The 26346-nt window shown below is 62.9% G+C and carries 27 protein-coding genes; 15 read left to right on the plus strand and 12 right to left on the minus strand.

Features of this window, described 5'->3' with window-relative positions:
* Positions 1–177 precede the first annotated feature (177 nt).
* Entirely contained in the window at positions 178–1248 is a 1071-nt protein-coding gene (locus ATE64_RS20320; RefSeq protein WP_231729196.1) for an amino acid ABC transporter substrate-binding protein, read from the minus strand.
* Positions 1249–1303: 55 nt separating this feature from the next.
* Between ATE64_RS20320 and ATE64_RS20325 the strand changes: the two genes are divergently transcribed.
* Entirely contained in the window at positions 1304–2209 is a 906-nt protein-coding gene (locus tag ATE64_RS20325; RefSeq protein WP_058455284.1) for a LysR substrate-binding domain-containing protein, read from the plus strand.
* 37 nt (positions 2210–2246) lie between these two features.
* Here ATE64_RS20325 and ATE64_RS20330 read toward each other — a convergent pair whose 3' ends face one another.
* From ATE64_RS20330 to ATE64_RS20370, 9 genes are all read right to left on the minus strand, one after another.
* On the minus strand, positions 2247–4718 hold the full coding sequence (locus ATE64_RS20330) for a TonB-dependent receptor (protein ID WP_058455285.1): 2472 nt from the start codon (positions 4716–4718) through the stop codon (positions 2247–2249).
* A 241-nt stretch (positions 4719–4959) separates the two neighbouring features.
* Positions 4960–5307: a hypothetical protein gene (locus ATE64_RS21875; protein WP_003046382.1), complete on the minus strand. Its 348-nt coding sequence runs from the start codon at positions 5305–5307 to the stop codon at positions 4960–4962.
* 26 nt (positions 5308–5333) lie between these two features.
* Entirely contained in the window at positions 5334–5801 is a 468-nt protein-coding gene (locus tag ATE64_RS20340; protein WP_223181175.1) for a DUF411 domain-containing protein, read from the minus strand.
* A gap of 58 nt (positions 5802–5859) precedes the next feature.
* On the minus strand, positions 5860–6249 hold the full coding sequence (locus ATE64_RS20345) for a DUF305 domain-containing protein (protein ID WP_223181178.1): 390 nt from the start codon (positions 6247–6249) through the stop codon (positions 5860–5862).
* A gap of 92 nt (positions 6250–6341) precedes the next feature.
* Positions 6342–7553 (minus strand): copper resistance protein B, encoded by a 1212-nt coding sequence (locus tag ATE64_RS20350; RefSeq protein ID WP_003046391.1) that lies wholly within the window; start codon positions 7551–7553, stop codon positions 6342–6344.
* Positions 7550–9391, minus strand: coding sequence for a copper resistance system multicopper oxidase (locus ATE64_RS20355; RefSeq protein ID WP_037553295.1), 1842 nt, complete (start codon positions 9389–9391; stop codon positions 7550–7552). The genes ATE64_RS20350 and ATE64_RS20355 overlap by 4 nt, the downstream gene beginning before the upstream one ends.
* 113 nt (positions 9392–9504) lie before the next feature.
* Positions 9505–10089, minus strand: a complete 585-nt coding sequence (locus tag ATE64_RS20360) for an RNA polymerase sigma factor (protein WP_003046398.1) — start codon at positions 10087–10089, stop codon at positions 9505–9507.
* Complete coding sequence (locus tag ATE64_RS20365) at positions 10086–10523, minus strand: periplasmic heavy metal sensor (RefSeq protein ID WP_003046401.1); 438 nt, start codon at positions 10521–10523, stop codon at positions 10086–10088. Before ATE64_RS20365 ends, ATE64_RS20360 begins: the two co-directional genes overlap by 4 nt.
* 2 nt (positions 10524–10525) lie before the next feature.
* Entirely contained in the window at positions 10526–10771 is a 246-nt protein-coding gene (locus tag ATE64_RS20370) for a hypothetical protein (protein WP_137870392.1), read from the minus strand.
* 164 nt (positions 10772–10935) lie between these two features.
* Between ATE64_RS20370 and copC the strand changes: the two genes are divergently transcribed.
* From copC to ATE64_RS20410, 8 genes are all read left to right on the plus strand, one after another.
* Complete coding sequence (copC, locus tag ATE64_RS20375; protein ID WP_011542702.1) at positions 10936–11319, plus strand: copper homeostasis periplasmic binding protein CopC; 384 nt, start codon at positions 10936–10938, stop codon at positions 11317–11319.
* Between the two features lie 6 nt (positions 11320–11325).
* Entirely contained in the window at positions 11326–12294 is a 969-nt protein-coding gene (gene copD / locus ATE64_RS20380) for a copper homeostasis membrane protein CopD (RefSeq protein ID WP_003046408.1), read from the plus strand.
* Between the two features lie 32 nt (positions 12295–12326).
* Positions 12327–13016: a helix-turn-helix transcriptional regulator gene (locus tag ATE64_RS20385; RefSeq protein WP_003046411.1), complete on the plus strand. Its 690-nt coding sequence runs from the start codon at positions 12327–12329 to the stop codon at positions 13014–13016.
* A 137-nt stretch (positions 13017–13153) separates the two neighbouring features.
* Positions 13154–13831: a class I SAM-dependent methyltransferase gene (locus ATE64_RS20390; protein ID WP_003046415.1), complete on the plus strand. Its 678-nt coding sequence runs from the start codon at positions 13154–13156 to the stop codon at positions 13829–13831.
* A 162-nt stretch (positions 13832–13993) separates the two neighbouring features.
* Positions 13994–16315 carry a heavy metal translocating P-type ATPase gene (locus tag ATE64_RS20395; RefSeq protein WP_039578973.1) on the plus strand — a complete coding sequence of 774 codons (2322 nt, stop codon included), beginning with the start codon at positions 13994–13996 and terminating at the stop codon, positions 16313–16315.
* A 52-nt stretch (positions 16316–16367) separates the two neighbouring features.
* Positions 16368–16844, plus strand: a complete 477-nt coding sequence (locus ATE64_RS20400; protein ID WP_011542707.1) for a nuclear transport factor 2 family protein — start codon at positions 16368–16370, stop codon at positions 16842–16844.
* Positions 16845–17108: 264 nt separating this feature from the next.
* A complete protein-coding gene (locus ATE64_RS20405) occupies positions 17109–17702 on the plus strand; it encodes a cytochrome c (RefSeq protein WP_223181176.1) in 594 nt (197 codons plus the stop codon).
* A gap of 185 nt (positions 17703–17887) precedes the next feature.
* Entirely contained in the window at positions 17888–19165 is a 1278-nt protein-coding gene (locus ATE64_RS20410) for a hypothetical protein (protein ID WP_011542709.1), read from the plus strand.
* Between the two features lie 307 nt (positions 19166–19472).
* On the opposite strand, the gene ATE64_RS20415 is transcribed toward ATE64_RS20410, so the two are convergent.
* Positions 19473–21587 carry a TonB-dependent receptor gene (locus ATE64_RS20415; RefSeq protein ID WP_058455286.1) on the minus strand — a complete coding sequence of 705 codons (2115 nt, stop codon included), beginning with the start codon at positions 21585–21587 and terminating at the stop codon, positions 19473–19475.
* Between the two features lie 646 nt (positions 21588–22233).
* The gene (locus tag ATE64_RS20420) at positions 22234–22632 is read right to left on the minus strand and encodes a MerR family transcriptional regulator (RefSeq protein WP_039578962.1); all 399 of its coding nucleotides are present in this window, start codon (positions 22630–22632) and stop codon (positions 22234–22236) included.
* Positions 22633–22712: 80 nt separating this feature from the next.
* Between ATE64_RS20420 and ATE64_RS20425 the strand changes: the two genes are divergently transcribed.
* The 6 genes from ATE64_RS20425 to ATE64_RS20445 all read left to right on the plus strand — a co-directional run.
* Complete coding sequence (locus tag ATE64_RS20425; protein WP_276203603.1) at positions 22713–23534, plus strand: MauE/DoxX family redox-associated membrane protein; 822 nt, start codon at positions 22713–22715, stop codon at positions 23532–23534.
* Between the two features lie 103 nt (positions 23535–23637).
* A complete protein-coding gene (locus tag ATE64_RS20430) occupies positions 23638–24000 on the plus strand; it encodes a hypothetical protein (protein ID WP_058455287.1) in 363 nt (120 codons plus the stop codon).
* A gap of 65 nt (positions 24001–24065) precedes the next feature.
* Positions 24066–24332 carry a hypothetical protein gene (locus ATE64_RS20435; protein WP_058455288.1) on the plus strand — a complete coding sequence of 89 codons (267 nt, stop codon included), beginning with the start codon at positions 24066–24068 and terminating at the stop codon, positions 24330–24332.
* A gap of 64 nt (positions 24333–24396) precedes the next feature.
* Entirely contained in the window at positions 24397–25320 is a 924-nt protein-coding gene (locus ATE64_RS20440; RefSeq protein WP_231729197.1) for a TolC family protein, read from the plus strand.
* Positions 25238–25603: a TolC family protein gene (locus tag ATE64_RS22290; protein ID WP_231729199.1), complete on the plus strand. Its 366-nt coding sequence runs from the start codon at positions 25238–25240 to the stop codon at positions 25601–25603. Before ATE64_RS20440 ends, ATE64_RS22290 begins: the two co-directional genes overlap by 83 nt.
* Positions 25600–26346, plus strand: a 747-nt coding sequence (locus ATE64_RS20445; RefSeq protein WP_197410859.1) for an efflux RND transporter periplasmic adaptor subunit, incomplete at its 3' end; no start/stop codon positions are given. The genes ATE64_RS22290 and ATE64_RS20445, both read left to right, overlap by 4 nt.

A 26346-nucleotide genomic window follows, 5' to 3' on the forward strand; every position in this document is an offset into this window, starting at 1 on the left:
TCAGCGTTTCGCCAATCGCGAAACCCGCCCGGTCGAACAGGAAACCGAACCCCGTCCGGATGTTTCGGTCCGCGAGATTGTCCGCCAATGTCGCAAACAAGCCATATGCGAGCGCGAGCCCGCCCGCGAGAAGCAGCCAGGGCAGCGCGGCAATTGCAAGCCGCCTCTGCACGGGGGTCATCGCATCGGCAACGGGTAGATCAGCCCGCCGTCCCGATAGAGCTTGTTCTGCCCGCGTTCGACGCCGAGCGGCGTAATGTGCCGGTCGAAGATTTCGCCGTAATTGCCCGTCGCGCGGATCGCCCGATAGGCCCAGTCATCGTCGAGGCCGAGCGATTTGCCGAATCCCGGCAGACCGCCGAGCATCTTGCGGACCTCGGGATCGCGCGAACTCACACGCATGCGCGCGGCATTTTCGCGGGTGACCCCCATTTCCTCGGCGGCGAAGAGCGCGTTGAGCACCCATTTGTTGATCTCGCCCCATTGCTCGTCGTCACTGCGCACAACGGGACCGACAGGTTCCTTGGTGAGCCGCTCGGGCAACACTACATAATCGTCGGGATGCGCGGCATCGGCGAGGCGGATCACCGTGAGGGTGAAGGCATCGGTGGTCATCGCATCGCACCGCCCGGCAAAGAAGGCGAGCTTCGCTTCCTCGGGATTCTCGAACACCACTGACTGGAAGCGTAGCCCCTTGCGCTCGAAATATTCGGCAGTGTTGAGCTCGGAGGTCGTCCCCTTGGTGATGCAGATCGATGCGCCGTCGAGATCCGCCGGCAGCCGCACGCCCGATCGCCTTGGCACGAGAAAACTCTGCCCGTCATAATACATGGTGCCGACGAAATTCACCCCGAGATCGGTGTCGCGCGTCAGCGTCCAAGTGGTCGTCCGCGACAGGACATCGGCTTCCCCGGTCTGCACGATCGTGAAGCGCTTGTTCGAGGCGACCGGCATGAACCGCACCTTGCTGGCATCGCCCAGGACGGCGGCGGCAAGCGCGCGGCAATAATCGACGAAGAAGCCCTGCCAACGCCCGCTTCTGTCGAGATAGGACATGCCGAGCTGGCCCGTGTGTATCGCGCAATTGACCGTTCCACGCGCCCGGATCCGCGCGAGCGTCGATCCCTTGGCCGCGGCAAGCTCCTGTCCGTCGGTGCCGGCCGGCTCCCCGTCGCAGCCGCCAAGGAGGAGTGCGCCAGCGGCGAACAAGGCGGGGAGCCAGCGGCGCGGCGCGCGCGACCTATTCATAAACGAGGCTTCCAATGCTAGGGCCATAAGAAATAGCTATAGGGAGCGATATCCGATGAACTTGCGCCACCTCGAAGCCTTCAGGGCCGTGATGCTCTCGGGATCGGTCACGCAGGCCGCGCAGTCGCTCAACCTGTCGCAGCCCGCGGTGAGCAAGATGCTGGCCGAGCTCGAGCACCAATTGGGCTTCCAGCTCTTCCTGCGCTCGCGCGGCAGCGCCCTCACGGTGACCCCTGAAGCCGACGCTTTCTACTATGAAGTCGAGCGGAGCTTTTCCGGGATTGCGGCGTTGAAGCGCGTTGCCGAAGACATCCGCAACATGGCGACTGGCACGCTCCGGATCGCCGCGCTTCCGGCGCTCGCGGTCAGTTTCCTGCCACGCGTGATCGCCGCCTTTCGCAAGACCCATCCCGGCGTCACCGTCCAGTTGCAGACCCGGAGTTCCTCGACCGTGCGCCAGTGGATGGCCAACCAGCAGTTCGACATCGGGCTCGCGACGCCGGCGCGCGAATTGCCCGGCATCAGGATGGAGCGCTTCCTGCGCTGTCCCGGAGCCTGCGTTCTTCCGGCCGGTCACCGGCTCGCCGGGAAGGACGTCATCCGCCCGGCCGATCTCGAAGGCGAGCCCTTCATCTCGCTCGCGCTCGAGGATGGCGTCCGTCACCGCATCGACCGGGTGTTCGAGGATGCGGGCGTCAATCGGGAGATCGTCATCGAGACCCAATATGCGATGACCATCTGCGCGCTGGTCATGCAAGGCGTCGGCTGCTCGATCCTCAACCCTGTGACCGCTGCGGACTATGCCGAGCGCGGCCTGACGGTCCGTGATTTCAAGCCTGACGTTCATTTCGAATATATGATCTTCACGCCAAAACTGAGGCCGATGTCCCAGGTTGCGGCAGCTTTCATCGCGATGCTCGAATCGCATCGCGATGATATGTTCGCGCCGGGCGCCAGTTGATGGCAGTGGGTACAACACAGCCTTGCGCCCGCCTCGATCAGAAGGACGCGGTCGCGCGAACGTACCAGAACCCGCCATTGAATCCGGTCGGGGCGAAGCGGAGATATTGAATCCCGTTATTGATCTGTGATTGCCGCGCCTCGAGGTCGGGGTAATTGTCGAAGATATTCTCGCCTCCAACCGCCAACTTCAACATGTCGCTGACCCGGTAGGAAAGCTCGAGATCGACTAGCAGCTCGGCGCCGCCCGTCTGATCGGCCGCCGGCGCCGCGCCATAGTCGGTCCATTTGCCATAATAGTTCGCCCGCGCGACGAAGCCGAAGCGTTCGCCCGCATAGGTGAAGGACGCATTGCCCTTCCACTTCGGGACGAAGCCCTCGAGTTCGAGCAGCCGCTCGCGGTCCGCCGTGATCACCGGCGAGGCCTTGATGACGTCGGTCTTGGTATAATTGCCGTTCAGGCCCAGCGTGGCCTTGCCCTCGCCGAGGTCGAAACCGACCGTCAGCACGGCGTCGACGCCCTGGGTACGGCTGTCGAACGAGTTGGTGAAGAAGCTCACCTGCTGGAAGGAGTCTCCGCCCGGAATGCCGAGCGCAGCGAGCTGCGCCCGCTGTGCCGGGGTGAGGTTGAAATTGCCCGAAACGGCGATCCGGTCTTCGACCTTGATGTTGAAATAGTCGACGGTGAGGGTGATCCGATTGGAGGGCTTCACCACGATGCCGCCGGCCAAGTTGAACGAATTCTCCGGCTTGAGCGGCGTCGCGCCGAAGAATTGCGCCACCGGATTGTTGGGCGCGATAATGCCTGCGGTCAGCGGCGCTCCGGTCACCGAGTCGATGTTGGTCTGGACCTGCGATGCGTTTGACTGACCCGGAGTCGGCGCGCGGAAACCCGTGTTGACCGAACCGCGCACCGCGAAGACATCCGAAAAATCATATCGCCCGTTGACCTTCCAGGTAAACTTCGAGCCGAAGTCCGCATAATTCTCATAGCGGCCCGCGAGACCGAACTGGAGCGCGTCGGTGATATTGCCCTCGAGCGACGTATAGGCAGCCCAGTTGCTGCGCGCGAATTCACCGGCCTGGATGGGACTGAAACCCGGGAAGCCGTTCGAACCGACCGGCAGCCCGACGCGGTTTCCGGTGTCGGGATCGATGACCGACGCGAAGGGTCCGACCTGCCATGATGCCATGTCGCCGGCCGTGATCTCGTAGGTCTCGCGCCGATACTCGAGGCCGCCAGCAAGCGTCAGCGGGTCGGATGTGCCGATCGCGATGGGATAGGTGAGATCCAGATTGAAGGCGAGTTCGCGCTGTTCGAGCTGCCCCGGCTTGAAGGATGTCGGCGAAGCGAGGCCAAGCGACGGATTGACGGTATTGTCGATCCGGTAGGAGGCATGGTTCTGGCCGTAGGAGGCGCTGAGGTCATAGGTCAGACCCGAGGAGAATTCGCCCTTGAGGCCGGCCGCGAGCGCGGCATCGGTCACCGTCGCGCCGAACTCTGGGGTAAAGCCGCCGGGAAACAGCTGGCGGAAGCTGAACCGCTGTCCCCCGGGCGTGTTGGTGAGCGGAATCGAGGTGGAAATGAAGCTGGTGTCGGGATGACGATAGAAGAAGGCCGTCGTGCCCCGGCTCCAGCTGTAATTGCCGAAGGTGTAGAATTCCATCTCGTCCGACAGTTCGATGCCGGCATTGACGAAGATGCGCGCCGCCTCGGATTCGGGATTTCCCCAGCGCTGCGCCGGGACCGGGACATCCTGAACGCCGGCATCGATGAGCGCCTGCGCGTCGGGACGCTGAATGCCGCGCGACGTCGTGCTGGCGTTCACATATTCGCCGCTGATGTTGACGAAACCGGCGTCGGTGAAGGGAAGCCCGACATTGCCCTGGACGAGGAAATCCTCGCCGTCGCCCTTATAGAATTGGCCATAGCGGGCGATCAGCAATCCGCCTTCGCGGTCGCGGCGCAGACCGAAATTGAGGACGCCGGCGATCGCATCCGATCCATAGAGCGCCGACGCGCCGTCACGCAGAACCTCGAGCTGGCCGATCGCGATCGACGGGATCGCCGAAAGATCGGGTCCCTGCGATCCCCGGATATAGGGAACATTGGTGAACTGGACCGTCGCGCCGCGATGGCGCCGCTTGCCATTCACGAGCACCAGCGTCTGGTCCGGCGGCAGGCCGCGCAGCGAGAAAGGCCGGGTAAAAACGGCGCCGTCGTTGCTGACGAGGCGCTGGACATTGAGCGACGGGACCTCGGTGCGCAGGAGATCATTCATGTCGGCCGTGCCCTTTTCGAGCAGTTCGGCACCGGTGATGATGTCGATCGGCTGAGCGGAATCGGCCGCCTTGAGATCGTTCCGCCGCGTACCCGTCACGACGATTTCGCCCTGCGACGCGCCTGGCCCCGGCGCCTCTTTGGCGTTATCCTGCGCGAAGGCGGCGGCGGCCGACATGCCTGCCAGGACGGCGATAATCGAGCCACTCGTGCGAAGCAATTTTCTCATGGTCCCCTCCCATTTGCGAAAGCTCTCGGCTTCGCCACCGAGCTATCTTCGCGGCCTTGGCATGACCAGAAATAATCACCACTCATCGCTATAAACGAGATGGTTATTCCATATGGTTATATCTCTCGCTGCGGCATCGAGCAGCGCCCGACCGCGCGGCATGCCGGGCGCGGCGATGCCGGACACTTCGCGCAGCTTGTCCTCGACCGCCCGGGCGACATGCCGCGTCGGCACATGCTCCTTATTTTTTGTCCATATCGTGCCCGGCATGAGGATCGGGTTCGGGTTCGACAGGTTTCGGCGCTTCCGGCGCGGCCTTTGCCCGCGGCGGCACAGCGGCCTTCGCGGCGGGTTCTTGCTTGGGGCGGGATTTCTCCGGAGGCATCGCTTCTTCGGTCGGCGCCGCCGGGGCAGACGCGGCGGGCGGCTCGTCCGCTACGGGCATGGTCTCGACCATTGCGGGCGGCTCACCGGCAGTGACCTCACTCTGTTCCGGTGTGACGTCGCTCTGCTGCGCGGGCTCAGTGCCGCATCCTGCCAGAGCAAATATCAGCGCGGCGGCGCTCGCTAGGGGAATGAATCTCGTCATATCTGTCTCCTCTTCGTGTCGGCAGGTCATGCGCGGAATTCAGAAACCTTGCCGTCGCTGCCGAATGCCATCACTTCGAATGCGTCCGCGCTTCCGTCCGGCATTTCCATTCCCGGAGAACCGCGCGGCATGCCGGGCACGGCGATTCCGCGAATGTCGCGTGGCTTGTCGTGGAGGAGTCTCGCAACATGCCGCATCGGCACATGACCCTCGATCGCATAGCCGCCGATCACGGCCGTGTGGCACGACGCCAGCTGGCCAGGCACACCATATCGCGTCTTTACGGCGGCCATGTCAGCGCGGTTCTCGACAGTCACATCATAACCGGCCTTGCGTGCGATATCCGCCCAAGCTTCGCAGCAGCCGCATTCGGGATCGCGATAAACGAGCATTCGCTTGGGGCTGGACGTCTCGGCGCCCGGCGCGGGCGCCGCGCCATTCTTATCGCTGGTCGCCGCCGGGCCCGAGGCAGAATTGCATGCCGCAAGCGCCATCCCCGATCCGACCGCAATCAGGCCGAAAAGATGACGGCGCGTCATCAGATTTTTCATGTCATTTCCTCGCGAGAATGGATTTCATCTGTTCGATTTCGGCCGCCTGCCCCGCGATGATGCCGCGGCAGAGTTCGCGTATCTCGGCATCTTTGAGAGAAGCCTGTTCACACATGAGGATCGCGCCCGAGTGATGCGGGATCATCGAACGCAAGAAGGCCGTGTCGCCGATCGTCGTCTGTGTCCGGATGAGCCCGAAGCTCCCGAAGAAGGCAACTGCCGATCCCAGCAGCAGGAACGTATTGAGACGTTTCGACGGGAACATGCCCGGCATTGCGACGATCATCAGCACGACCATCGGCGAGACCATCATCAGCGTCATGTAGAGCATGTTGAGATTATTGTAGAAGCTCGAGAGGCGGTCGATCATGACGAACATCACCAGATACATGATGACGCCGCTGACGATCGTCTGCAGCGCGAGGCTGCGATAGGCTGGTTTCACGGCATTTCTCCTCGACGTGTCGCCACCTCGCGAAACTTCTAGAACCAGGCCCGCACCCCCATCACGAAGCTGACGCCGCTCGCATCCTCGCCCGCGGCGCGGGCAAAACGCGCGGTATCGCCGACCTTGCGCGCCCATTCGACGCCGACATAAGGCGCGAATTCCTTCACGACCTCGTAACGCAGGCGAAGCCCGAGCTCGAAATCCGAAAGCCCCGAACCAACGCCGGTCTCGGGGACATCCTGGAGCGCAAAATTGACCTCCGCCATCGGCTGGAGGATCAGTTTCTGGGTGATGCGCTGGTCGTAATAGCCTTCGAGCCGGGCGAGCAGATCACCCTTGTTCGAAAGAAACAGCGCGCCCTCGACTTCGAACCAATAGGGGGCGAGCCCCTCGAAGCCGATCGTCGCATAGGTGCGGTCGGGGCCGGGCCCAAGATCCTGCCTGATACCCGCCTGCGCGTTGAAATAGGGTCCGATCGCCCGGCTGTAGAGCGCCTGTACCTCGGCGCTCTCGATGCCTTCGCCGAACACGCCCTCGCCTTCGCTCTTGATCGTCAGCCGGTTAATGTCGCCGCCGTACCAAGCCTCACCGTCCCAGCGGAACCCGTCGCGGCCCTTGCGCGCCTGATATTCGGCAAGGTTGAAGCTGATGAAAGCGATGGTCTGCGCACCATTCTCTTTCATCATGTCGTGGCGCGAATGCTCCATTTCGGCTTGGGGATAAATGCGATCGGCATACCAGTCGCCGGGAGGCGCAGGCGCGGTAGCATCGCCCGGCGGCAAATCGGTGCCGCTAGCGCTGCTCGTGGTCGCCATGCCTTCCATTCCCGCCATCGCGTCCGCAGATCCGCCCTTCGGGGTGCAATGGCCCATTTTGGCATGTTCGGGCGGGCAATCGGGATCGGACGGCTGCGGTGCGCCATGATCCATCGCACCCATGTCCGAAGCGCCCTTGCCTGGAGCTTCCGCCTCAGGCGTACAATGACCCATCGCCGCATGTTCGGGCGGGCAGCTTGAAGCCTCGGGTTCCATGTCCATGCCCTGCATGTTCCCATGGTCCATCTGCTCCATCGACCCTTCGGCGGGCGCTTCGGGCGCGGACTGCGCTACGGGTGCTGGCGTTGGCGAGGGAGCGGGTGTCGGCGCGGGCGCCGCACCATGCATCGAATGATCCATCGACTGCGCCGCGGCGGGCACAGCAAAGGCCAGCGGGGCGATACCCGCGAGGAGAAGCGCGACCCGGGTCATTCGCCGTCTCCCTTCGGACGGACGCTGACGACGCGCATCATCCCCGCGTGCATGTGATAGAGAAGGTGGCAATGGAACGCCCAGTCGCCGAGCGCGTCGGCGGTGAAATCGAAGCTCGCGATGCCGCCCGGCTGGACAAGCACCGTATGCTTGCGCGGCGACCGGTCGCCCTTGCCCGTCACCAGTTCGAAAAAATGGCCGTGGAGGTGGATGGGGTGGCTCATCATCGAATCGTTGATGAGGTTGATCCGCACGCGCTCTCCCTCGATGAAGGGGATGGGCTCGTGATAGTCGGACATCTTGATGCCGTCGAACGACCACATGAAGCGTTCCATATTGCCGGTCAGATGGATGTCGAGCGAGCGCGAGGCGGCGCGGGTATCGGGGTTGCGCTCGAGCGCGACAAGGTCATGGTAGGTCAGCACCTTGTGCCCGACATTCTCCAGTCCCTGCCCCGGCTCGCCCATGCGATCCATCGGCATCGGCGAGATCGTCTGAACGCTGGGATCGCGCTTGACCTGCGGCGCGACACTGAAGTCGCGCATGCTGTGCTGCATGCCTCCGCCAGATCCATGATCCATGCCCGCCATCGCGCCGCTTTCCCCCGCTGGCGTACAATGGCCCATCTTGGCATGTTCGGGAGGACAAGAAGGGTCGCTCGCCGGCATGGGCATGGCGCCCATATCGCCGCCCGAATGGTCCATACCCGCCATCGCGCCGCCCGACATGTCGCCCATGCCCATGTCCTTCATGGTCGCGAGCGGCCGTTCGCGGAGCGGCGGCACCTCGGCGACCATGCCAGCGCGCGGTGCGAGCGTCGCGCGTCCCATGCCCGAGCGGTCATTGGCCTCGGCAACGAGCGTATAAGCACGGTCCTCGACCGGGGTCACGATGACGTCATAGGTTTCGGCGACCGCGATCTGGAACTCGTCGATTTCGGTCGGCACGACATTGAGCCCATCAGCCTGGACGACGGTCATCCTGAGGCCCGGGATACGGACGTTGAAGATCGTCATCGCCGACGCATTGACGATGCGCAGGCGTACCCGCTCGCCGGGGCTGAAGAGCGCGGTCCAGTTGTCGCGCGGACCATGGCCGTTGACGAGGAAGGTGTAGGTCGAACCATTGACGTCGGCGACGTCGGTCGGGTCCATCCGCATCTTGCCCCAATCGATCCGCTCCTTGAGCGGTTGATCCTTGCCGGCAAGCAGGCCCGCCAGCGTCTGGCGCTGCATGTTGAAATGGCCGGGATTGACCTTGAGCTTGCGGAAGATCGCCTCGGGCGACAATTGACTGTGGTCGGACAGGACGACGACATGCTCGCGGTCGTAGCCGATCGGGTCGGCGCCCGCGGGATCGATGACGATCGGGCCATAATGGCCGAGCTGTTCCTGAAGCCCCGAATGGCTGTGATACCAATAGGTCCCCGATTGAACGACCGGGAATTCATAGACAAACTTCGAGCGCGGCTTGATCCCGGGGAAGCTGACGCCGGGCACGCCGTCCATCTGGAACGGCAGGATCAGGCCGTGCCAGTGAATCGAGCTGTCCTCGTCGAGATCGTTGACGACGGTGAGGCGCGCGTTTTGTCCCTCCTTCAGCCGGACGAGCGGCGCGGGCACGGTGCCGTTGATCCCGATCGCGCGACTGACCTTGCCGTCGATGCGCATCGTCTGGCGCGCGATGCGCAGCGTTATGTCATTGCCGGATACGGTCGGAAGCGGCGCGGTGATGCCGGACGACACCGGCTGGGCCCAGGCCGGGAACCATGCGGCCATCGCCGCAGCAGCCCCTCCACCCAAAGCTCCACTGACGAACCGACGCCTTTCCATCTGCATATTCTTTCCGACCGTTACTGACTGTTCCTAAAGCTATACGCAGGCGGCACGCCTGCCCCTCAATAAAAATGCCGGACGATGAGGAGATGCCGCCTGAACGAGCGGTCGAACCCTCAACCCTCGGCGCTCGCAGATGTTCCCGCGAGCAATTCCCGGAGCCTGGTCCGCGCTCGATAGAGGCGCGTTTCGACTGTTTTCTCGCTGACCCGCAAAATGACCGCTGTTTCGGCCTGGCTGACCTCGTCGACACCGCGGAGGAGCAACACTTCGCGCAAATTCTGCGGCAGCTGATCGATCGCCCCGCGAACCCTGGCGAGCTCTCGCCTGTCGGTCGCCGCGGAATCGGGCCCAGGACCATCGCTTGCTACGTGATGCGCATTTTCGAGCGGGAGCGCGCGGGAGAAAAAGGCGCGCACCTTTCGCCGTCGTGCCCAGTCGCGACATTTGTTGAGCGCGATACGGGCGATCCATGTGCGGAAGGGGCGTTCGCCATCATAGCGATCGAGCGCCGAAAAGCCGGAGACGAACGTCTCCTGCGTCAAATCCATCGCCTCGTCGGCATCGCCGATCTGCTTTACGATGAGCCGGTAGACGCCCGTTTTGTAACGGCGCAGCAACTCGCGATAGGCGTCTTCGCGGTGCGCGCGCGCAAAGGCCGCCAGATCCTGGTCGCTACATTGCGATAGGTCGGCGCTCACCGCGCATCGGCGGTCAGCGCCTTGACCACGCTTTTGTCGAACATTTCCGCTTGATCGGGGTTGAGAACCCCGCGCATCGCGAAGAGATGCTGGAGCGTTTCCTTCTGCAATGTCCCCATCACCTCATGCGTCTCGTCGATCGCCTCGGTGACGCGCGGTCCATAGCCATGCTCGGCTTCGATCGCCTGCGCGAGCCGGACATTGGCGGCGCGCATCTCGAGTTCGAGCGCCTGGCGGCGACCGGCGAAGTCGGCTTCGATCCGCTCGAGTTTCTTTTCCTGCTCCGGGGTCAGGTCGAGTTGGCCGTGGAGAAGCGCATGAAGTTCGGTTTCGCTGGCTTTGGGCGCATCGGCTACCAGACGGCCGATGAACACGCCGGCAATCGCCGCGGCGAAGGCAATGAGCCCCAAGAGAAGAAGACGGCGCGACGGCATCGCTACTGTACATCCAGCAAGGTGGAAGGCACCAATGCGCTAGGCGGGCCGAATGGGGTCAGGGGGCTTGCCGCGACCGCCGGCTGGGAAATCGCACTCCCCGCAAAGACACCGCCGCCGAGCGAGACAAAGGCCGCGAGCGCCATCAGGCGGCGCATCGCTACCGCTTCGCGCCGGCGGATCGCCAATGCGCCCATGATGCGATCATCGAGCGCATCGAGCGCTGCGGGCAGATCGATCCTGTTCAAAATGCGAAGCTCCTTATCCATCGATCGTCTCTTCAAACCTTTCCATCATTGTACATACGCGCCGAAGCGCCTCACCCCTCACACCAGAATATTATTCCGGAATATTTGAGGGCCATGCCGATATCCTGCGTATTAGCAGGACAGACACGCATTTGGAGGTGTTCATGTTCAAGTCTCTTCTCCCCTCTGCAGCGGCGGCTTTCGCTCTGCTTCTCATGCCGGCCACGGCAAGCGCGCACACCAAGCTCGTCAGCTCGACGCCCGCCGCCAATTCGACCGTTTCGAAGGTCACGTCGGTCAATCTTCAGTTCAACGAAAAGATCGTCGCCTCGACCCTCAAGACCGAGCTGGTCATGACCGGCATGCCCGGCATGGCCAATCATGCCCCGATGAAGGTGCCTTACTCGTCGATGATGGGCAAAGAGGGCAAGTCGGCGATGCTGATGCTCAAGCGGCCGCTGACAGCCGGAACCTACAAGGTCACATGGTCGGCGGCGGGCGCTGATACCCACCGCATGGGCAGCGAATTCAGCTTCACCGTAAAGTAAAAGACGGTGGGGGACCCCGTTCTGATCGGCATCAGGTTCGCACTTTATGCGGACCTGATGCTCATCGCCGGCCTTGCTGCGTTCCCGCTTTTTGCGCTGACACGGAGCGAACGCCTTGCGCCGCAGTCGATGATGGCCTCGATCTGGCGCGCAGAGCGATGGCTCTGCGCCGCCGGACTGCTTCTCTCCATCTTGGGGATGGGCGTGCTCGCGGCTTCGATGCAGGGTGTGGGGCTCCTCTCCCTGGAACTCCAGCCTTTTTGGGACCTTGTTCGCGAGACCGAGGTCGGCACAGCCTGGGTCTACCGGAGCGCAGCGCTGCTGCTCGCGCTGGGAGTCGCGATCTGGATGGTCCGCTGGCCGACAACTTCGGCCGCCGTACTCGCGGCCGCGGGCTCGGTGGCCGTCGCGAGTCTGGTCTGGTCCGGCCACGCCGGCGCGACCGAAGGCGCCGCAGGCACCGTGCACCGGATCAGCGACATCTTGCACCTGATTGCAGCGGCGGTCTGGATCGGCGCGATCGGCGCCTTCCTGATCCTGATCTCACCACGTCGTGTCCGCGAATGGCCGGGCGGACTCCAAATTGCGGCGCGGAGCCTCGATCAATTCTCGCGCGTCGGTACGATCTGCGTCCTCGTCATCGCCGCCACCGGCCTCGTCAACAGCCAGATGATCGTCGGCGCCGAGAATCTCGGCCGTTCCCTCGGCTCGCCCTATGGACAATTGCTTCTCGCCAAGCTTGCGCTGTTCGGACTGATGCTGGCGCTCGCGGCGGCGAACCGCTGGCGGCTGACCCCGGCGCTCGCGGCCGCCGTCCCGGGGACCGATACCGACAATGTCGACGCCGACCCCGACCTCGCGATTGCAGCCATGCGCAGAAGCCTCATCATCGAAGCGTCGGCCGCGCTCGCCATACTCGCGCTGGTTGCCTGGTTCGGTACGCTCGAACCCTTCGTCACCGCCGATCCGGTTTGACCCCAAGCACCGCCTCTTGGTCGGGTTCGATCATGCTCGGGACCGGCTGGGCGCTCATTGACGCGCGCATCGGGAGCAGCCGTCCCCATAACCATGTGGCGCACCAGATCAGCCTCGCCATCGAACGCGACCTCGAAATTTCCGGTGATGCCGACCTGATAGTTCCCGCCGGACACGCCATTGCGATAGCGTCGCATGTCCGGCACCGCCTCGGGCCGCCGGGCGCCCTCGTGCGGTCATTTTATCTCGACCCGCTTTTTCGTGCCGGCACCCGGCTGTCCGCCGGATCGGCGCCTGTCCTGTTGACGCCGATAGAGACAGCCGGACTAGGTGACATCGCAAGCGGCGCGGACGCGAAGCGCTGGGCGTCCGACTATCTCGACCGCTCGCAGGCGCGTCCGGTGGATGCCCGCCTGTCCGAAGTGCTCGCGGCCCCTGACGATTTGTCGACCGCGCGCGCCTTGGCCGACGTCGCCTGCCTTTCGCCCTCGCGCCTCCGCGAAATCGTCAGCCGCGACTTCGGCGTGCCTCCGGCCAAATTGCTGCAATGGCTCCAGCTTCAACGCGCCGTGCGGACGCTGGTCGGCGGCGGAGGTCTTGCCGACGCCGCGGCGGCGGGAGGCTTCGCCGATCAATCGCACTTCACGCGCCGCTGCGCTCAATGGCTAGGCGTGACGCCTTCGGCCGGCCTTAGTGCCTTCGCGTTCGAAATCGTGCCCTGAGCCGGATGCGCCTCGCACCGCGTCGCCCCGGCGAAACATTCAAGACTGCCGCGCCTGTTTGCCCTTAAGCGTCTCGTCGAGACCGGCGATTGCGGCCGCAATCCGGCGGCAAGCCAAAGCGTCGAAAGGAGACGGCCATGCCCGACCCGAAACCCGTAGCAAGATCCTACACGCCAGCGGCAGGATATCACTTCCTGACGCCCTTTTATGATTTCGGCGTCGCGGTGACAACGCGCGAGCGCGTGTGGCGCGACCGTCTCGTTCGCCATATGGCGCTCGGCGAGGGTGACGTCATTCTCGATATCGGCTCGGGTACGGGAAATCTTGCGCTGGCGATCGCTCGCCATAGCCGGGACGTCCGCTATCTTGGTTTCGACCCCGACGAGGCAGCGACGCGAATTGCCCGAACGAAGACCGCGCAGATTGTTCCACCGCCGGAGTTTCGAGTTGGCTTTTTCGCGGCTTCGGCGATCGATGACTGGCCCCCGCCTGCCAAGATTGCGATCTGCCTCGTCCTTCATCAGGTCGGGCTTGAGGAAAAGGCACGTCTGCTACGCGAGGCCCGGCAGGTGCTCGCGCCGGGCGGCAAACTCTATGTTGCCGACTATGGGGAACAGCGCAGCCGCCTCATGCGGTTGTTGTTCCGCCTCACGATCCAGCAGCTCGACGGCGTCCAGGACACCCAGCCCAACGCCGATGGATTGCTCCCGGTGCTGATGAGAGAGGCAGGCTTTTGCGATGTTCGCGAGCTTGAGACGTTCCGCACGCCAACCGGTGCGATCGGGATCATCGAGGCCCGAAAGCCCGGGACCTGACGGCACGGGGCAAAGAAAATCCAAGGGATAACCGCTCTTGTTGCGTATCGATAGAAGCGGTTTCCGTTCCGGAACCGCCAAGTAAGATGCCAACGGTGAATTCGACCAGTGGCGTTTGTACTGGCCCGCCAAGAGGCGGGCATTCATCGGGGAGCGGCGGCGATGCACGATCATCAGGGCGCAGAAAAAGGCAGCGGGAGCACGACTGATCCGGTCTGCGGCATGATGGTCGATCCGGCCACCACACCTCATATCGCGACGCATAGCGGCAAGCATCACTATTTCTGCAGCGCAGGCTGCCTCGCCAAATTCGAGGCCGATCCCGATCTTTATGCCGCAAAACGCGAGCCGGCCGCAGCCGATGCACCCGAAGGCGCCATCTGGACCTGCCCGATGCATCCCGAGATCCAGCGCGCCGGCCCCGGAAGCTGCCCGATCTGCGGCATGGCACTCGAGCCCGTCATGCCGACAGCATCGGGCGGCCCCAGCGAAGAATATCGCGATATGCGGCGGCGCTTCTGGATCGGGCTCCTTCTCGCACTCCCGGTGGTTGCGCTCGAAATGGGCGGCCATCTGACAGGCCTTCATCAATTTGTCGGTCGCCAGACGAACAACTGGACCCAGATGTTGCTCGCGACTCCCGTCGTTCTATGGGCGGGCTGGCCCTTCTTCGAGCGCGCGTGGCTCTCAATCCGCAACAAAAGCCTCAACATGTTCACCCTCATCGCGATGGGGACCGGGGTCGCGTGGGGCTACAGCATGATCGCGGCGATCGTCCCCCAAATCTTTCCGGCTGCGTTCCGCGCCGATGATGGCTCGGTCGCGGTCTATTTCGAGGCGGCGGCGGTCATCACGGTGCTGGTGCTACTCGGGCAGGTGCTCGAACTCAGGGCCCGCGAAACGACGAGCGGCGCGATCCGCGCGCTCCTTGACCTCACACCGAAGCTCGCCCGGCGCGTCCGCAGCGATGGAAGCGACGAGGAGGTCGCGCTCGAGGACGTCGCGGTCGGTGACATGCTACGCATCCGTCCGGGCGAAAAAGTCCCCGTCGATGGCATCGTCGTAGAAGGCCGCGGCACGGTCGACGAATCGATGGTCACGGGCGAATCGATGCCGGTGACCAAGGCGGCCGGGGCGGCGCTGGTCGGCGGAACGATCAATCAAACGGGCGGCCTGCTCATGCGCAGCGAGAAGGTCGGGCGCGACACGATGCTCGCGCGAATCGTACAGATGGTCGCCGATGCGCAGCGCAGCCGCGCGCCGATCCAGCGTCTCGCCGATGCCGTTTCGGGCTGGTTCGTGCCCGGCGTCATCGTCGTCGCCATTGCCGCTTTCGTTGTCTGGTCGCTTCTGGGCCCCGTGCCCGCCATGGCCTATGGCCTTATCGCCGCCGTCTCGGTGCTCATCATCGCCTGTCCCTGCGCGCTCGGCCTCGCGACGCCAATGTCCATCATGGTCGGCGTGGGGCGCGGCGCCGAAGTTGGCGTGCTGATCAAAAATGCCGAGGCGCTTGAGCGGATGGAGAAGGTCGACACGCTCGTCGTCGATAAGACCGGGACGCTGACAGAAGGCAGACCCTCGGTCGTCGCCATCGAAGTCGCCGAAGGGTTCGAGGAAAACGACCTCCTCCGGATTGCCGCGAGCCTTGAGCGCAGCAGCGAACATCCATTGGCCGCCGCAATCGTCAAAGCGGCGGAAGACCGCGCCCTCGCGCTCGTCGAGCCATCGGGAGTCGACCAGCCGGTCGGCAAGGGCATCGTCGGGGTCGTCGACGACAAGGCGATCGTCCTCGGCAATGCGAACTTTCTCGAAGAATATGACGTCGATCTGGGCGCACTCGCCGAGGCGGCTGACCGGCTTCGTACAGACGGTGCAACGGCGATCTACATCGCGGTCAGCGGCAAGGCGGCCGGCGTCATCGCCATCGCCGATCCGGTCAAGGAGACGACGGGCGACGCACTCGCGGCGCTGCGCGAAGCCGGAATCAAGGTCATCATGCTAACCGGCGACAATCGCGTCACCGCCGAGGCGATCGCGCGGCGCCTCGGCATCGACGACGTCGAGGCCGATGTCCTCCCCGACCAGAAGAGTGCGGTCGTGCAGCGGCTGCGCGAAGAGGGCCGGATCGTCGCCATGGCCGGCGACGGGGTAAACGACGCCCCCGCGCTCGCCGCCGCCGACGTCGGCATCGCGATGGGTTCGGGAACCGATGTCGCCATCGAAAGCGCGGGTGTGACGCTACTGCGCGGCGACCTTCTGGGCATCGTGCGGGCGCGGCATCTCAGCCATGCGACGATGGCGAACATCCGTCAGAATCTCTTCTTCGCTTTCGCCTATAATGTCGCCGGGATTCCCGTCGCTGCGGGCGTGCTCTATCCGATTTTCGGACTATTGCTCTCGCCGGTCATTGCCGCCGCTGCAATGGCACTCTCGTCCGTCAGCGTCATCGCCAATTCTTTGCGGCTGCGCTTTGCCAGAATCTGATCGAAACCACCGGAGGCACTCGTGAAGTGTCGGCACAACAAGGGGAAATGATATGAGACGACTGACGATTACAGCAATCGCATTGGCCATGCTGGTGGCCGTCCCGGCTCAGGCGACCGAGCCTGCGGATTATCAGGGCGCGGCGGCAGCGCTCGCGCAGTATAAATCGGCGATGGAGAAACTGGACCTGACCGGCGTCGAGGCCCTCTTTTCGCCAGACGCCCAGATATTCGAGTCCGGCGGCGTTGAAGGGAACTTCGCCCACTATCGCGACCATCACATGGGTCCCGAACTCAAGGAATTCAAATCCTTCACCTTCCGCAATTACAAGATTTCGGTTCGCGGCGAAGGAAATATCGCGATCGCAACCGAGACCTACAGCTTCTCGATTGTGCTCGCGAGCGGCGAGACCATCGAACGGGATGGCGTCGCTACGAGTGTCCTCAAACAGGACAACGGAAAGTGGCAGATCTTCAATCTCCACAGCTCCTCACGCAAGCCGAAGGTGCGGCCGGCGGGTGGCATCTGAGCGGGCAAAAAAGGGGCTAGTCCTCACGATCTCTCCGAACCCACACCTAGCAGGACGCATGAGCCCGAGCGGGTGTGGGCACCCTGAAATGGCTCGTCGCGGCAAGTACGGAAACGCCTGCCTCGTCTGTGACAAGGGCAAAGCTGTTGGGGTGCGTATCATCTGTTGCACAGCCGCCGCATTGCGTTCGGCTGCAAAGCTCAAGGCCTGTTATGCGGGAGATAGATAATGGAGCGATTTCGAACTTTCGATTTCCGAAAGCATATGCCGAGCGTGACGTTCACGCTGCTGGCGGTTGCCCTGATAGCGGGCGCGGGTGCGATCACCGTCTATCTCGGCCTATATAATATAGCGGCCGATGCCCCCCATAACCGGCTGACTTACAGCGTCATCGAAACATTCAGGGAGAAGTCCATCGCAGCGCGATCCGGATCGATCGCGGTGCCGGCAGATTTGGCGGCTCCGGCGCGGATCGCGTCGGGCGCAGGTCTCTATACCGAGATGTGCAGCGGCTGCCATCTCGCGCCCGGGATGGAAAAGACCGAAATGAGTCAAGGGCTGTATCCGCAAGCGCCCGTCTTGTTCAAAGGTTCGGAACGTTCGGCTGCGGAGCAATTCTGGATCATCAAGCATGGCATCAAGATGACCGCCATGCCGGCCTGGGGGAAAACGCATGATGATCGTCTCATCTGGGATATGGTCGCGTTTGTCCGAAAACTCCCTGGCCTGTCGCCGGCACAATATCAGGCTATTACGCAGAATGCGCCAATGGACCATGACGCGATGATGAAGGGCATGACAGAGGCGGAAGGCGCGAGTCAGAAACCAAGCGGAGCGGGCGAACACGCAGGGCACTGAGGTCGTCGACAATTATGCAGCGCCGGGCGTGAACGGGCTCGTTTCGACCTTCCATTCCCGCCCACCTTGCCGGTGGGACGGAAGGTTTCGCCTTTCGCTAAGGGCCGGATCGAGCGAACTGTCTTGGCCGGCAAGCCGCAGGTGGAAAACAGCAATTCGGAATGGATCAAGCGGGGGCTATAAACATGAAGCGCGATCTTGTTCGCGAACTGATCGAGCGCTGGCGCGGCGATTCCGGCTCGACCTATCAAAGCTGGTTCCTGTGGGAGGAACGACTGAAGAATTTTCGGTCGATCAGAAGAGGAATCTCGCAGGTCGTCGCCGAAATTGAGGCCGGCACCTTCGGAGCGGCATATCGGGGCTCGTCATTGGAGATCATTGTTCATTCAATCGCCGAGCAACGACAGATTTTCAAAGGTGCGGATCATGCTTTCTTGTGGAAGCCCAAACTCCGAATCCCGGACATCTACGAGAACGCCGACAATCAACGAGCTTTTGGCAGACTTCTTCACCATTGCTCCTGTTGCGATACCGCCGAGGAGGTCGTCGCCGGGATCCTCGCAATCGACAGACAGAAGATCAAGGGGTTGGGTCCTGCGGTAGCCAACATTCTCTATTTTCTGCATCCCACCCTTGTGCCTCCGTTCAATACGGCAATCGTAAAGGGCTACAACGCGCTGACGGGTGCGAATGTGAAGCTTGGCAGCTGGGAGCATTTTCTCGCGATGCGCGCGGGCATTCTGGATCTCAACGATTGCTACCGGGATCTTCTCTCCAACGATTTGGGCGCGATAGGAGGGCTGCTGTTCGATATCGGATCGGGACGGTTTCCAGCCCCACCGCTCAGCGGTTCGAGCGAAAATGCTCGCGATTGGATGGCCTTGCTGAATGAAACGCGCTCACAGTCCGACAAGTTCGATAAGGGGCTTGCAAATCAGAAAGAGAGCGACCGGACGCATAGCGAAGTCCAATCCTGGCTTCGGGACCTCGGCCTTGCACTTGGATATGACGTCTGGGTAGCGGCAAATGACCGGGGGCGCCTTCATGAGGGTGTACCGCTCGGGTCTCGATGCCTCGATAGCTTGCCGCATGCCATCGCAACCGCTCAAGGAAGCGATGCCATAAGACTGATCGACATCTTATGGCTCGAGCAATCGACGGCTACGGTCGCGGCGGCATTCGAAGTCGAGCATTCGACATCCATTTATTCCGGAATTGTCCGCATGCTTGATCTCGCGCTGAGCAGCGAGAATCTTCATTTGTCGACGCCACTTTTCCTGGTTGCACCCGATGCGCGAGAAGCCGATGTCCGCGCTCAGCTCCGACGCCCGGCTTTCAGCCGGATCGGTGATCTCGACATTTCCTACCTGCCCTACGCCGAGCTCGAACAGAACAGGGTCGCCATTGCCCGCTTCGGTACGGGCCTGAAGGCGATCAAGGCGATCTCCCATCCATTGCCGTGAGGCAGCCGACGACGCGTAGGCCTCCGAAAGCAGTTGGTCTTTGCATCCTCGCGGCGTCACAGGGAAAGCCGGGCATCGAAATCGCGCGCGCTACCGACGTTCAGGATGGGACTAGCCCGTATCTGTTCGTGCCATCTTACTGTCCGGCTCATCGTGCCATCAGCAGGGCCGTTCAAGTAACGGCGCCGGTGAGAACAGGGACATATCATGTCCTGCGTTCAGAGGAAGTATTCCCCCCGGGCGCAAGCGCCCAGGGGGACCGACGACCGTAGGGGAGTCGCCGGGGGACCTCGCAGGACGAGGAACCTCAGAAAAAGTAGCGCAGCTGCAATCCGTACTGGCGCGGCTCGCCGTAGATGTAGAGCGGAAGAGTAGGGTTCGAGACACCCGTCGCGTCCGTCCCGATCGTACTATAGCTCACATAGCGCTCGTTGGTGAGATTTCGGCCATAAAGCGCAATTTCCCACGCTTCGCTCGCCGGCTGCCATGCGACACGCCCATTTATAAGGGTCGTGGCGTTTCCGGAAAAAAGCGGATTGTTGCTGGGCTTGAAAAAGATGCTGTCGCGCCAGGAGATATCGGTCCGTAATGTCAGCATTCCGCCGCCCAGGGAGGCCTTATATTCTCCGCCGAGAGTGATGTTCCACTTCGGCGCGTTCGGCAGCCGCTTGCCCTTGAGGCTTGCGCCGACGTCGTCAAAATAGACATCGTAGCGCGCATCGAGATAAGCGATCGTGGATGTAAGCGTCAGGCGATCGAACGGCCGTGCCATCAGTTCCGCTTCAACGCCCTTGATCGTCGCCTTGCCGGCGTTGGTGGTACTGGCAACGCCATTATTATACTCGACCACCTGAAGATTGGTGTAATCATAATAGAAGGCCGAAAAATTAGCTCGAAGCCGGCGATCGAGGAGCGTCGACTTCAAGCCGACTTCGTAGCTCCAGACATACTCCGGGAGGAAAGGCCGCCCGTCTCCCAGCTGGAATCCACCCGATTTGAACCCGCGGGTTGCCGACGCATAAGCCATGACGTCATCGGCAAGGTCGTAATCGATCCCAATTTTCGGAGTCCAGGCGGTCCAGGATGATTTGGGCTGACCGGCATCGACCTGATTTCCGTTCAGCAGGACACGATATCCGAAATCCTTTTTTTCGTATGAGTATCGAAGCCCTCCGGTCAATCGCAGGCGGTCGATGAGTTCGTAGCTTGCTTGTCCGAAGAGCGCGAATGCATTCGTCGTATTGTTTTCCGGGATCGCGAGCCGACGACCCGGTTCGATGATCCGTATTTCGTCGTTGCCCTTTTCATTCAGATAGAATGCTCCGACGATCCAGCGCAGCTTGTCCGCATCGTTGTTGAGAAGTTGGAACTCTTGCGTGAAACTGCGGGAACGTTCGTAAAATTCGATATCGCGGAGGAAGAGGTCAGTCGAGTCAACGTCGAGCGCCTGGACGACCTTGCTCTTGCGCAGCGCCGTAATCGAGCGGAGCGTGACCGGGCCGCCGTCCCAGTTCATGGTCGAGGACACGCCCCAGGCATCGACATCGTAACGCGGCAGGCGGTCGAGTGCGGCCTCTTTGTCATTGGCCGGGATCGTCGCCCCCGCATCGACGAAGCCTTGCGGATAAAAGGGCCGAACAGACCGCGCGCCGGTCTCGCGATCACGGCTGGCATCCGCCCGCAACACGATCTCAAGACGGTCGCTCGCGTCAATCGCAAGCGTCAGTCGTCCAGCGAGATTATCTTCGTTTTGGTATCGCCGTCCCGAGACGACGTCGCGGTAGATGCCGTCGCGCTGGTTGGCAAGCAAGGTGAGGCGGCCTCGGACGCCCGCTCCAAGCGGTCCAGAAATCGTGCCGCTCAGCGAGCGCTTCTCGTAATTTCCGACGGTGAGTCCCAGCGCGCCAGTCAAATCCTCCGTAGGCATTTTGGAAATGATGTTGAGTGTGCCGCCGGCGGAGTTGCGACCGAAGAGAACGCCTTGCGGTCCGCGCAGCACCTCGATGCGTTCGACGTCGAACAAATCCTGATAGCTTGTGGTCGGGCGCGAGATGTAGACGCCGTCATAATGGACTGTCGTGCTGGGGTCGGTCGCAACGCCGAACGCCGAGGTGCCAATTCCACGAATATTGATGATCGCCATGGAATCGTTGGTGATCGACACGCCCGGCACAAAAAATTGGAGGTCTTCGACGTTTGATATGCCCGTTGCCGTAAGCGCCTCGCCGGTCATCGCTGTCACCGAGACGGGAACGGACTGCAGATTTTCCTCGCGCTTCTCCGCCGTTACGATGATCTCGGCGAGGCCGTCCGACTGGGCTTCCTGAGCCTGCGCGGGAAACGCGACCGCCACCGCAATCGCCGCCATCGAGCTTCGCTGCATTGCGCGCTTCGTCGACGAATAACAGTATAATTTGTTCATTATGCTTCCCCTGTTTCGAAGAACTGCCCTTTCGCGCAGCCCAAATGAGTTTCGGGGAAGTCGAGGACAAAAACATGCATGCCCGGAAACCGCTGCTTACGGCTTCCGGGTTCAAGCACCCAACATCCCCTACTGACATTGATTACGCACCAGAACGACTCATCCCTCAAAAATGGTTCGGGCGACGTAAAACCATCGGAATTGGGCTCCCCGATTTGTTCAGATCGCCAGGATGAAGTTGATCCGGAACGCCCAAAGGCTCCTACCTTCATCCAGAAGCGGCGCTTTTCGCTTCTGCCCCTCGTCGGAGCCTTGGTCGGCGCCGTGCACGTGACGCAATCGCTCGCTTGACCCTATGGTCAGGTCTTCCCCGTGGAAGCCTATTTGTTCGCTCTGATGCCGGTCCTAGCCGCGGAGATTCGATGGCGCCTGACCCAGGCACTTCGGACGGCCGTCGCAACTCCGGACGCGGCAGCGGCGAGACACTGCGGCTGCGATCCGCGCTAGCCTTCAGCTCGATGTCGCAGCCGGAGTTACCATCCCATCGCTTGTAGCCGGGATGCTGGAACCATTTGCGACCGATTGACACCAGTTTGAGGGAGGTGAGACGGGCCGTCAGCACCATCCGCCCCCAAGACCAGTCGGGCTAGATCTGCTCGAACGCCGCTATGATCGGGCAGTGGAGCGTGTCGGCGGCAGCGCATTGGCGCGACAGGCCCATGAGCGCGCGCCGCGCCACATCGAGTTCGGCGATCGTCTTTTCGATCGCCGCGATGCGCGCGTCGGCCAGTTCGCGCGCTCGCGCGCGATCGCTCGACGCGTCGAGTTCGAGCAGTTCGGCGATCTCGGTGAGCGTAAATCCCGCTGCCTGTGCCGATTTGATGAAGCGCAGACGGCGCAGAACCGCCTCGTCGTAACGCCGGACTCGGCCTTCCGACGGGGCGCTGGCCGACTGAGGCGGAACGGGCAACAGGCCGCGGCGTTGGTAATAGCGGATCGTCTCGACATTGACGCCGCCCTGCCGGGCAAGCTGGCCGATGGTCATGTCACGCAAGGCCTTGACTCCGTACTATGGTACGGAGCCTATATAGCGGGAAGCGATCGGGAATCAAGAAAGGCGAATCGATGAATATGCAGGTTCAGCGCGCGAACGAAAGCGCGCCAGCGCACACTGGTGCGGCGGTTTCGGGCAAGCCGCGGGCGACCATCTATCGCATGGTGATGGAGCAGCATATCTGCCCCTATGGCCTGAAGGCGCTGCATCTGTTGCGCAGCCGCGGCTATGACGTCGAGGATGTCTGGCTGACGACCCGCGAGGAAACCGACGCATTCAAGGCGAAACATGGCGTCGCGACGACGCCGCAGACCTTCATCGAAGGCGAGCGGATCGGCGGTCTTGACGATCTGAGGCGCCATCTCGGTCTGAAAGTCCGCGATCCTAAGGCGCTTACCTATAAGCCCGTCATCGCGCTCTTCTCTATCACCGCGCTGATGGCGCTGGCCGCCAGCCAAGCGGTGTCGGGCACGCCCTTCACAATCCGTGCCGCCGAATGGTTTATCGGGTTCAGCATGGCGTTGCTTGCCTTCCTCAAGCTCCGCGACATCGAGAGCTTCTCGAGCATGTTCCTGAACTATGACCTGCTCGCCAAGCGGTGGGTGCCCTACGCCACCATCTATCCGTTCGCCGAGGCGCTCGCGGGCATCCTGATGATTTCCGGCGCGCTGAGCTGGATTTCGATCCCGGTCGCGCTCTTCATAGGGAGCATCGGCGCCGTCTCTGTCTTCAAGGCGGTCTATATCGACAAGCGCGAACTTAAATGCGCCTGCGTCGGCGGCGACAGCAATGTGCCGCTGGGCTTCATATCGCTGACCGAGAATCTGATGATGATCGCCATGGCGCTGTGGATGCTGCTCGCGCCCGCTGCCATGACGATGGGCCATAATTAACCGGGCCCGGTGTAACCGTGAGGGGACCGCCGGCGAACAGGTCGGCGGGATCTTCCTCCAGTTTCGAATTGACGCCAAGTTTGACAAGGATCATGCTTTTACCGTGAAACGCTGGCTCACCTTCCTGCTTCTTGTCGGAGCCGTCCTCGGCCTCCTGGCACAGGAAGCCGCGTTCGCCTCCGCGCCGGCGATCCCGGCAGCCGCAACCACGACTACCGCGGCGATGAGCGACGAATGCGCCGAGATGATGGGAATCGACAAGTCCCAAGATAGCGCACCCTGCAAGGGCCTGACCCTCGATTGCATCGCCAAGATGGGCTGCGCGCTGCCGCTGGCGGTCGCGGCGCCCGCCGCCTCGCTGGAGGCGGCCGCCTATCGGCCGGCGCCGGTAGACGCGCGGCCTGCCGTTCGCTTGACGGGCCGAATCGTCGGTCCCGAGCCCGAACCGCCTCTATTCCGCGGCTGAAACGCGCGATGCGCGCCGGTCTCCCCGGCGCGTGTCTCCCAGCTTTTCAACCGAGGAATTTCACCATGAAGACGATTTTTGTCGTTGCCGCGCTCGCGGCCGCAACCCTTGCCGCTCCCGTGTCCGCGCAGGACGCGAGCGGCGGTCATTATGAATGGCAGACCCGCCAGGTGCCGGGACCGAACAAGTCCAATATCAACCCGCGCGTTCGCGTGTGGGTCAAAGACGCATCAATGAATATGGCGGCCTGCGACTGCACCATGATGAAGACCGACGCAGCGGGCTGCATGCACGACATGCCCGGACATCGCATGTCGCCCTCCAAGGGCTGACGGCTTCCGTCCCCCGGCCGACGTGCCGGGGGACATTTCCGCCTGACTCGAAAGAGGGGGACATATGCGCATATATCTTGCGGCAGTTTTGCTTATCCCGACGCCCGCGGCGCTACATGCCGAGCCGATGACGCTCGATACGGCGCTCGACCGCGCGGCATCAGAGGCGCCCGAATTGCAGGGTCGCGAAGCCGGCATCGATGCTGCCCAATCGGCGGCGATCGCCGCCGACCGGCTGCCCGACCCGAAACTCAATATCGTCCTGCAGGATTTCCCGGTGACCGGGCCCGACGCGGGCCGGTTCAATCGCGACGACTTCACGATGCAGGTCGTCGGCGTCAGCCAGGAGTTCCCGAACCCCGCCAAGCGCCGCGCGCGCGCAACGCGTGCGCAGGCCGACATCGGAATCGCCCGCGCCGACGAGGCGGTCACCGCGCAGGATATCAGGCTCGCGACCGCGCTTGCCTGGGTCGACCTTTACTACGCCAAGAAGCGTCTCAAGGAACTCGACCTGCTCGATTCTGGTCTTGAAGACCTTCAAGCGACGGTGACCGCGCGGCTGGCCAGCGGCGCTGCGCGCCCGGCACAGGCGCTTGAACCCGATCAGCTTCGCGCCGCGATCAATGATCGCCGCAGCGCACTCGCCGCCGAGATTGCCCGCGCCCGCGCGCAGCTCGCGCGCTTTACCGGCGACGCAGCCGCCGACACGCTGGGAGACTTGCCGCCGCAAATGATCGACGAGCAAGGATTGCGCTCCGGAATCGACGCCCTGCCAAGGCTGCGCGCGCTCGATGCCCGCGCCCTCGCCGCCGATGCCGAGACCGGTCTCGCCCGCGCAGACAAGCGCCCCGACTCGGCGCGAGCCCAATTTTGGCGACCTCGTCACGGTTGGCGTCACCGTAGATCTGCCCTTCTTCTCGAAAAGGCGGCAGGATCCCAAGATCGCCGCGCGCGCCAGCGAGGCGACGCGCGCCCGGCTCGACCGTGAGGCCGCCAAGCGCGACATCGCGGCGGGGCTCGACGCCGATCTCGCCGATCACCGCATGCATCATGAACAACTCGCCAATGCGCGCACGCGGCTCGTGCCGCTCGCGAAGAAGCGCGCCGAGCTCGATCTCGCCAGCTACGCCGCCGGAAAGCTCGATCTCGGGACCGCACTCCTGTCGACACTCGCGCTCGCCGAGGCCGAAGTCGATGCGCTCGCTCGCGAAGCCGAGGTCGCGCGCGACGCGATCCGGATCAACACTATTTATGGGGAGGCAGGTCGATGACCGATGCAACATCAGCGGCGCGTTGGCGCGCCGGAATATTGGCCGCGGTGCTGATCGCGGGCGGCAGCGGTTACTGGCTGGGACAGAGCGGTCAGAGCGATGCGCCAAGCGAAGCGGCAGGCAGCGGCGGGCGCAAGATCCTCTATTATTATGATCCGATGTTCCCGAACCAGAAATTCGACAAGCCCGGCAAGTCGCCCTTCATGGACATGCAGCTCGAGCCCAAATATGCCGACGAGGGCAGCGGCGCGGCACCGGGCGTGTCGGTCGATCCTGCCGCGCGGCAGAGCCTCGGCATAAGGGTGGTCGTGGCCGAAATGGGCAGCCTCGCGGCGACCTTCGACGTCAACGGCAGCATCGATTTCAACCAGCGCGACGTCACGATCGTCCAGGCGCGCTCGGGCGGATTCGTCGAGCGCGTCTATCGCCTCGCGCCCGGCGACGTCATCGGCGCCGGCACGCCGATCGCCGACCTGCAATTGCCCGAATGGGGCGGCGCGCAGACCGAATATCTGAGCGTCAAGAAACTCGGACGTCCCGACCTCACTGCGGCGGCGCGGCAGCGGCTGCGGTTGATGGGCATGCCCGAAGGCGTGATTGTCGAAGTCGACCGGACCGGACGCACCGGCGGCCGGATGACCGTCCGCGCGCCGATCGGCGGCGTAGTCCAGACGCTGGGCGCGCGTGCGGGCGTGACGCTTGCCGCGGGGCAGACGCTCGCCGAAATCTCGGGGCTCGGCACG

Origin of the sequence: Sphingopyxis sp. H073, from assembly GCF_001468395.1 — a bacterium.
Taxonomy (GTDB): Bacteria; Pseudomonadota; Alphaproteobacteria; order Sphingomonadales; family Sphingomonadaceae; genus Sphingopyxis.

What these genes read in the sequence shown, in the direction of transcription:
- ATE64_RS20320 (WP_231729196.1), bottom strand. Translation starts at nt 1,248, where the DNA reads ATGAATAGGTCGCGCGCGCCGCGCCGCTGGCTCCCCGCCTTGTTCGCC.
- ATE64_RS20385 (WP_003046411.1), top strand. Translation starts at nt 12,327, where the DNA reads ATGCTCGGGACCGGCTGGGCGCTCATTGACGCGCGCATCGGGAGCAGC.
- ATE64_RS20410 (WP_011542709.1), top strand. Translation starts at nt 17,888, where the DNA reads ATGAAGCGCGATCTTGTTCGCGAACTGATCGAGCGCTGGCGCGGCGAT.
- ATE64_RS20345 (WP_223181178.1), bottom strand. Translation starts at nt 6,249, where the DNA reads ATGTATCTGGTGATGTTCGTCATGATCGACCGCCTCTCGAGCTTCTAC.
- ATE64_RS20400 (WP_011542707.1), top strand. Translation starts at nt 16,368, where the DNA reads ATGAGACGACTGACGATTACAGCAATCGCATTGGCCATGCTGGTGGCC.
- ATE64_RS20365 (WP_003046401.1), bottom strand. Translation starts at nt 10,523, where the DNA reads ATGCCGTCGCGCCGTCTTCTTCTCTTGGGGCTCATTGCCTTCGCCGCG.
- ATE64_RS20435 (WP_058455288.1), top strand. Translation starts at nt 24,066, where the DNA reads ATGAAGACGATTTTTGTCGTTGCCGCGCTCGCGGCCGCAACCCTTGCC.
- copC (WP_011542702.1), top strand. Translation starts at nt 10,936, where the DNA reads ATGTTCAAGTCTCTTCTCCCCTCTGCAGCGGCGGCTTTCGCTCTGCTT.
- ATE64_RS20340 (WP_223181175.1), bottom strand. Translation starts at nt 5,801, where the DNA reads ATGGCGCTTGCGGCATGCAATTCTGCCTCGGGCCCGGCGGCGACCAGC.
- ATE64_RS20395 (WP_039578973.1), top strand. Translation starts at nt 13,994, where the DNA reads ATGCACGATCATCAGGGCGCAGAAAAAGGCAGCGGGAGCACGACTGAT.
- ATE64_RS20355 (WP_037553295.1), bottom strand. Translation starts at nt 9,391, where the DNA reads ATGCAGATGGAAAGGCGTCGGTTCGTCAGTGGAGCTTTGGGTGGAGGG.
- ATE64_RS20405 (WP_223181176.1), top strand. Translation starts at nt 17,109, where the DNA reads ATGCCGAGCGTGACGTTCACGCTGCTGGCGGTTGCCCTGATAGCGGGC.
- ATE64_RS20415 (WP_058455286.1), bottom strand. Translation starts at nt 21,587, where the DNA reads ATGAACAAATTATACTGTTATTCGTCGACGAAGCGCGCAATGCAGCGA.
- ATE64_RS20330 (WP_058455285.1), bottom strand. Translation starts at nt 4,718, where the DNA reads ATGAGAAAATTGCTTCGCACGAGTGGCTCGATTATCGCCGTCCTGGCA.
- ATE64_RS21875 (WP_003046382.1), bottom strand. Translation starts at nt 5,307, where the DNA reads ATGACGAGATTCATTCCCCTAGCGAGCGCCGCCGCGCTGATATTTGCT.
- ATE64_RS20440 (WP_231729197.1), top strand. Translation starts at nt 24,397, where the DNA reads ATGCGCATATATCTTGCGGCAGTTTTGCTTATCCCGACGCCCGCGGCG.
- ATE64_RS20350 (WP_003046391.1), bottom strand. Translation starts at nt 7,553, where the DNA reads ATGACCCGGGTCGCGCTTCTCCTCGCGGGTATCGCCCCGCTGGCCTTT.
- ATE64_RS20420 (WP_039578962.1), bottom strand. Translation starts at nt 22,632, where the DNA reads ATGACCATCGGCCAGCTTGCCCGGCAGGGCGGCGTCAATGTCGAGACG.
- ATE64_RS20425 (WP_276203603.1), top strand. Translation starts at nt 22,713, where the DNA reads ATGAATATGCAGGTTCAGCGCGCGAACGAAAGCGCGCCAGCGCACACT.
- ATE64_RS20325 (WP_058455284.1), top strand. Translation starts at nt 1,304, where the DNA reads ATGAACTTGCGCCACCTCGAAGCCTTCAGGGCCGTGATGCTCTCGGGA.
- ATE64_RS20390 (WP_003046415.1), top strand. Translation starts at nt 13,154, where the DNA reads ATGCCCGACCCGAAACCCGTAGCAAGATCCTACACGCCAGCGGCAGGA.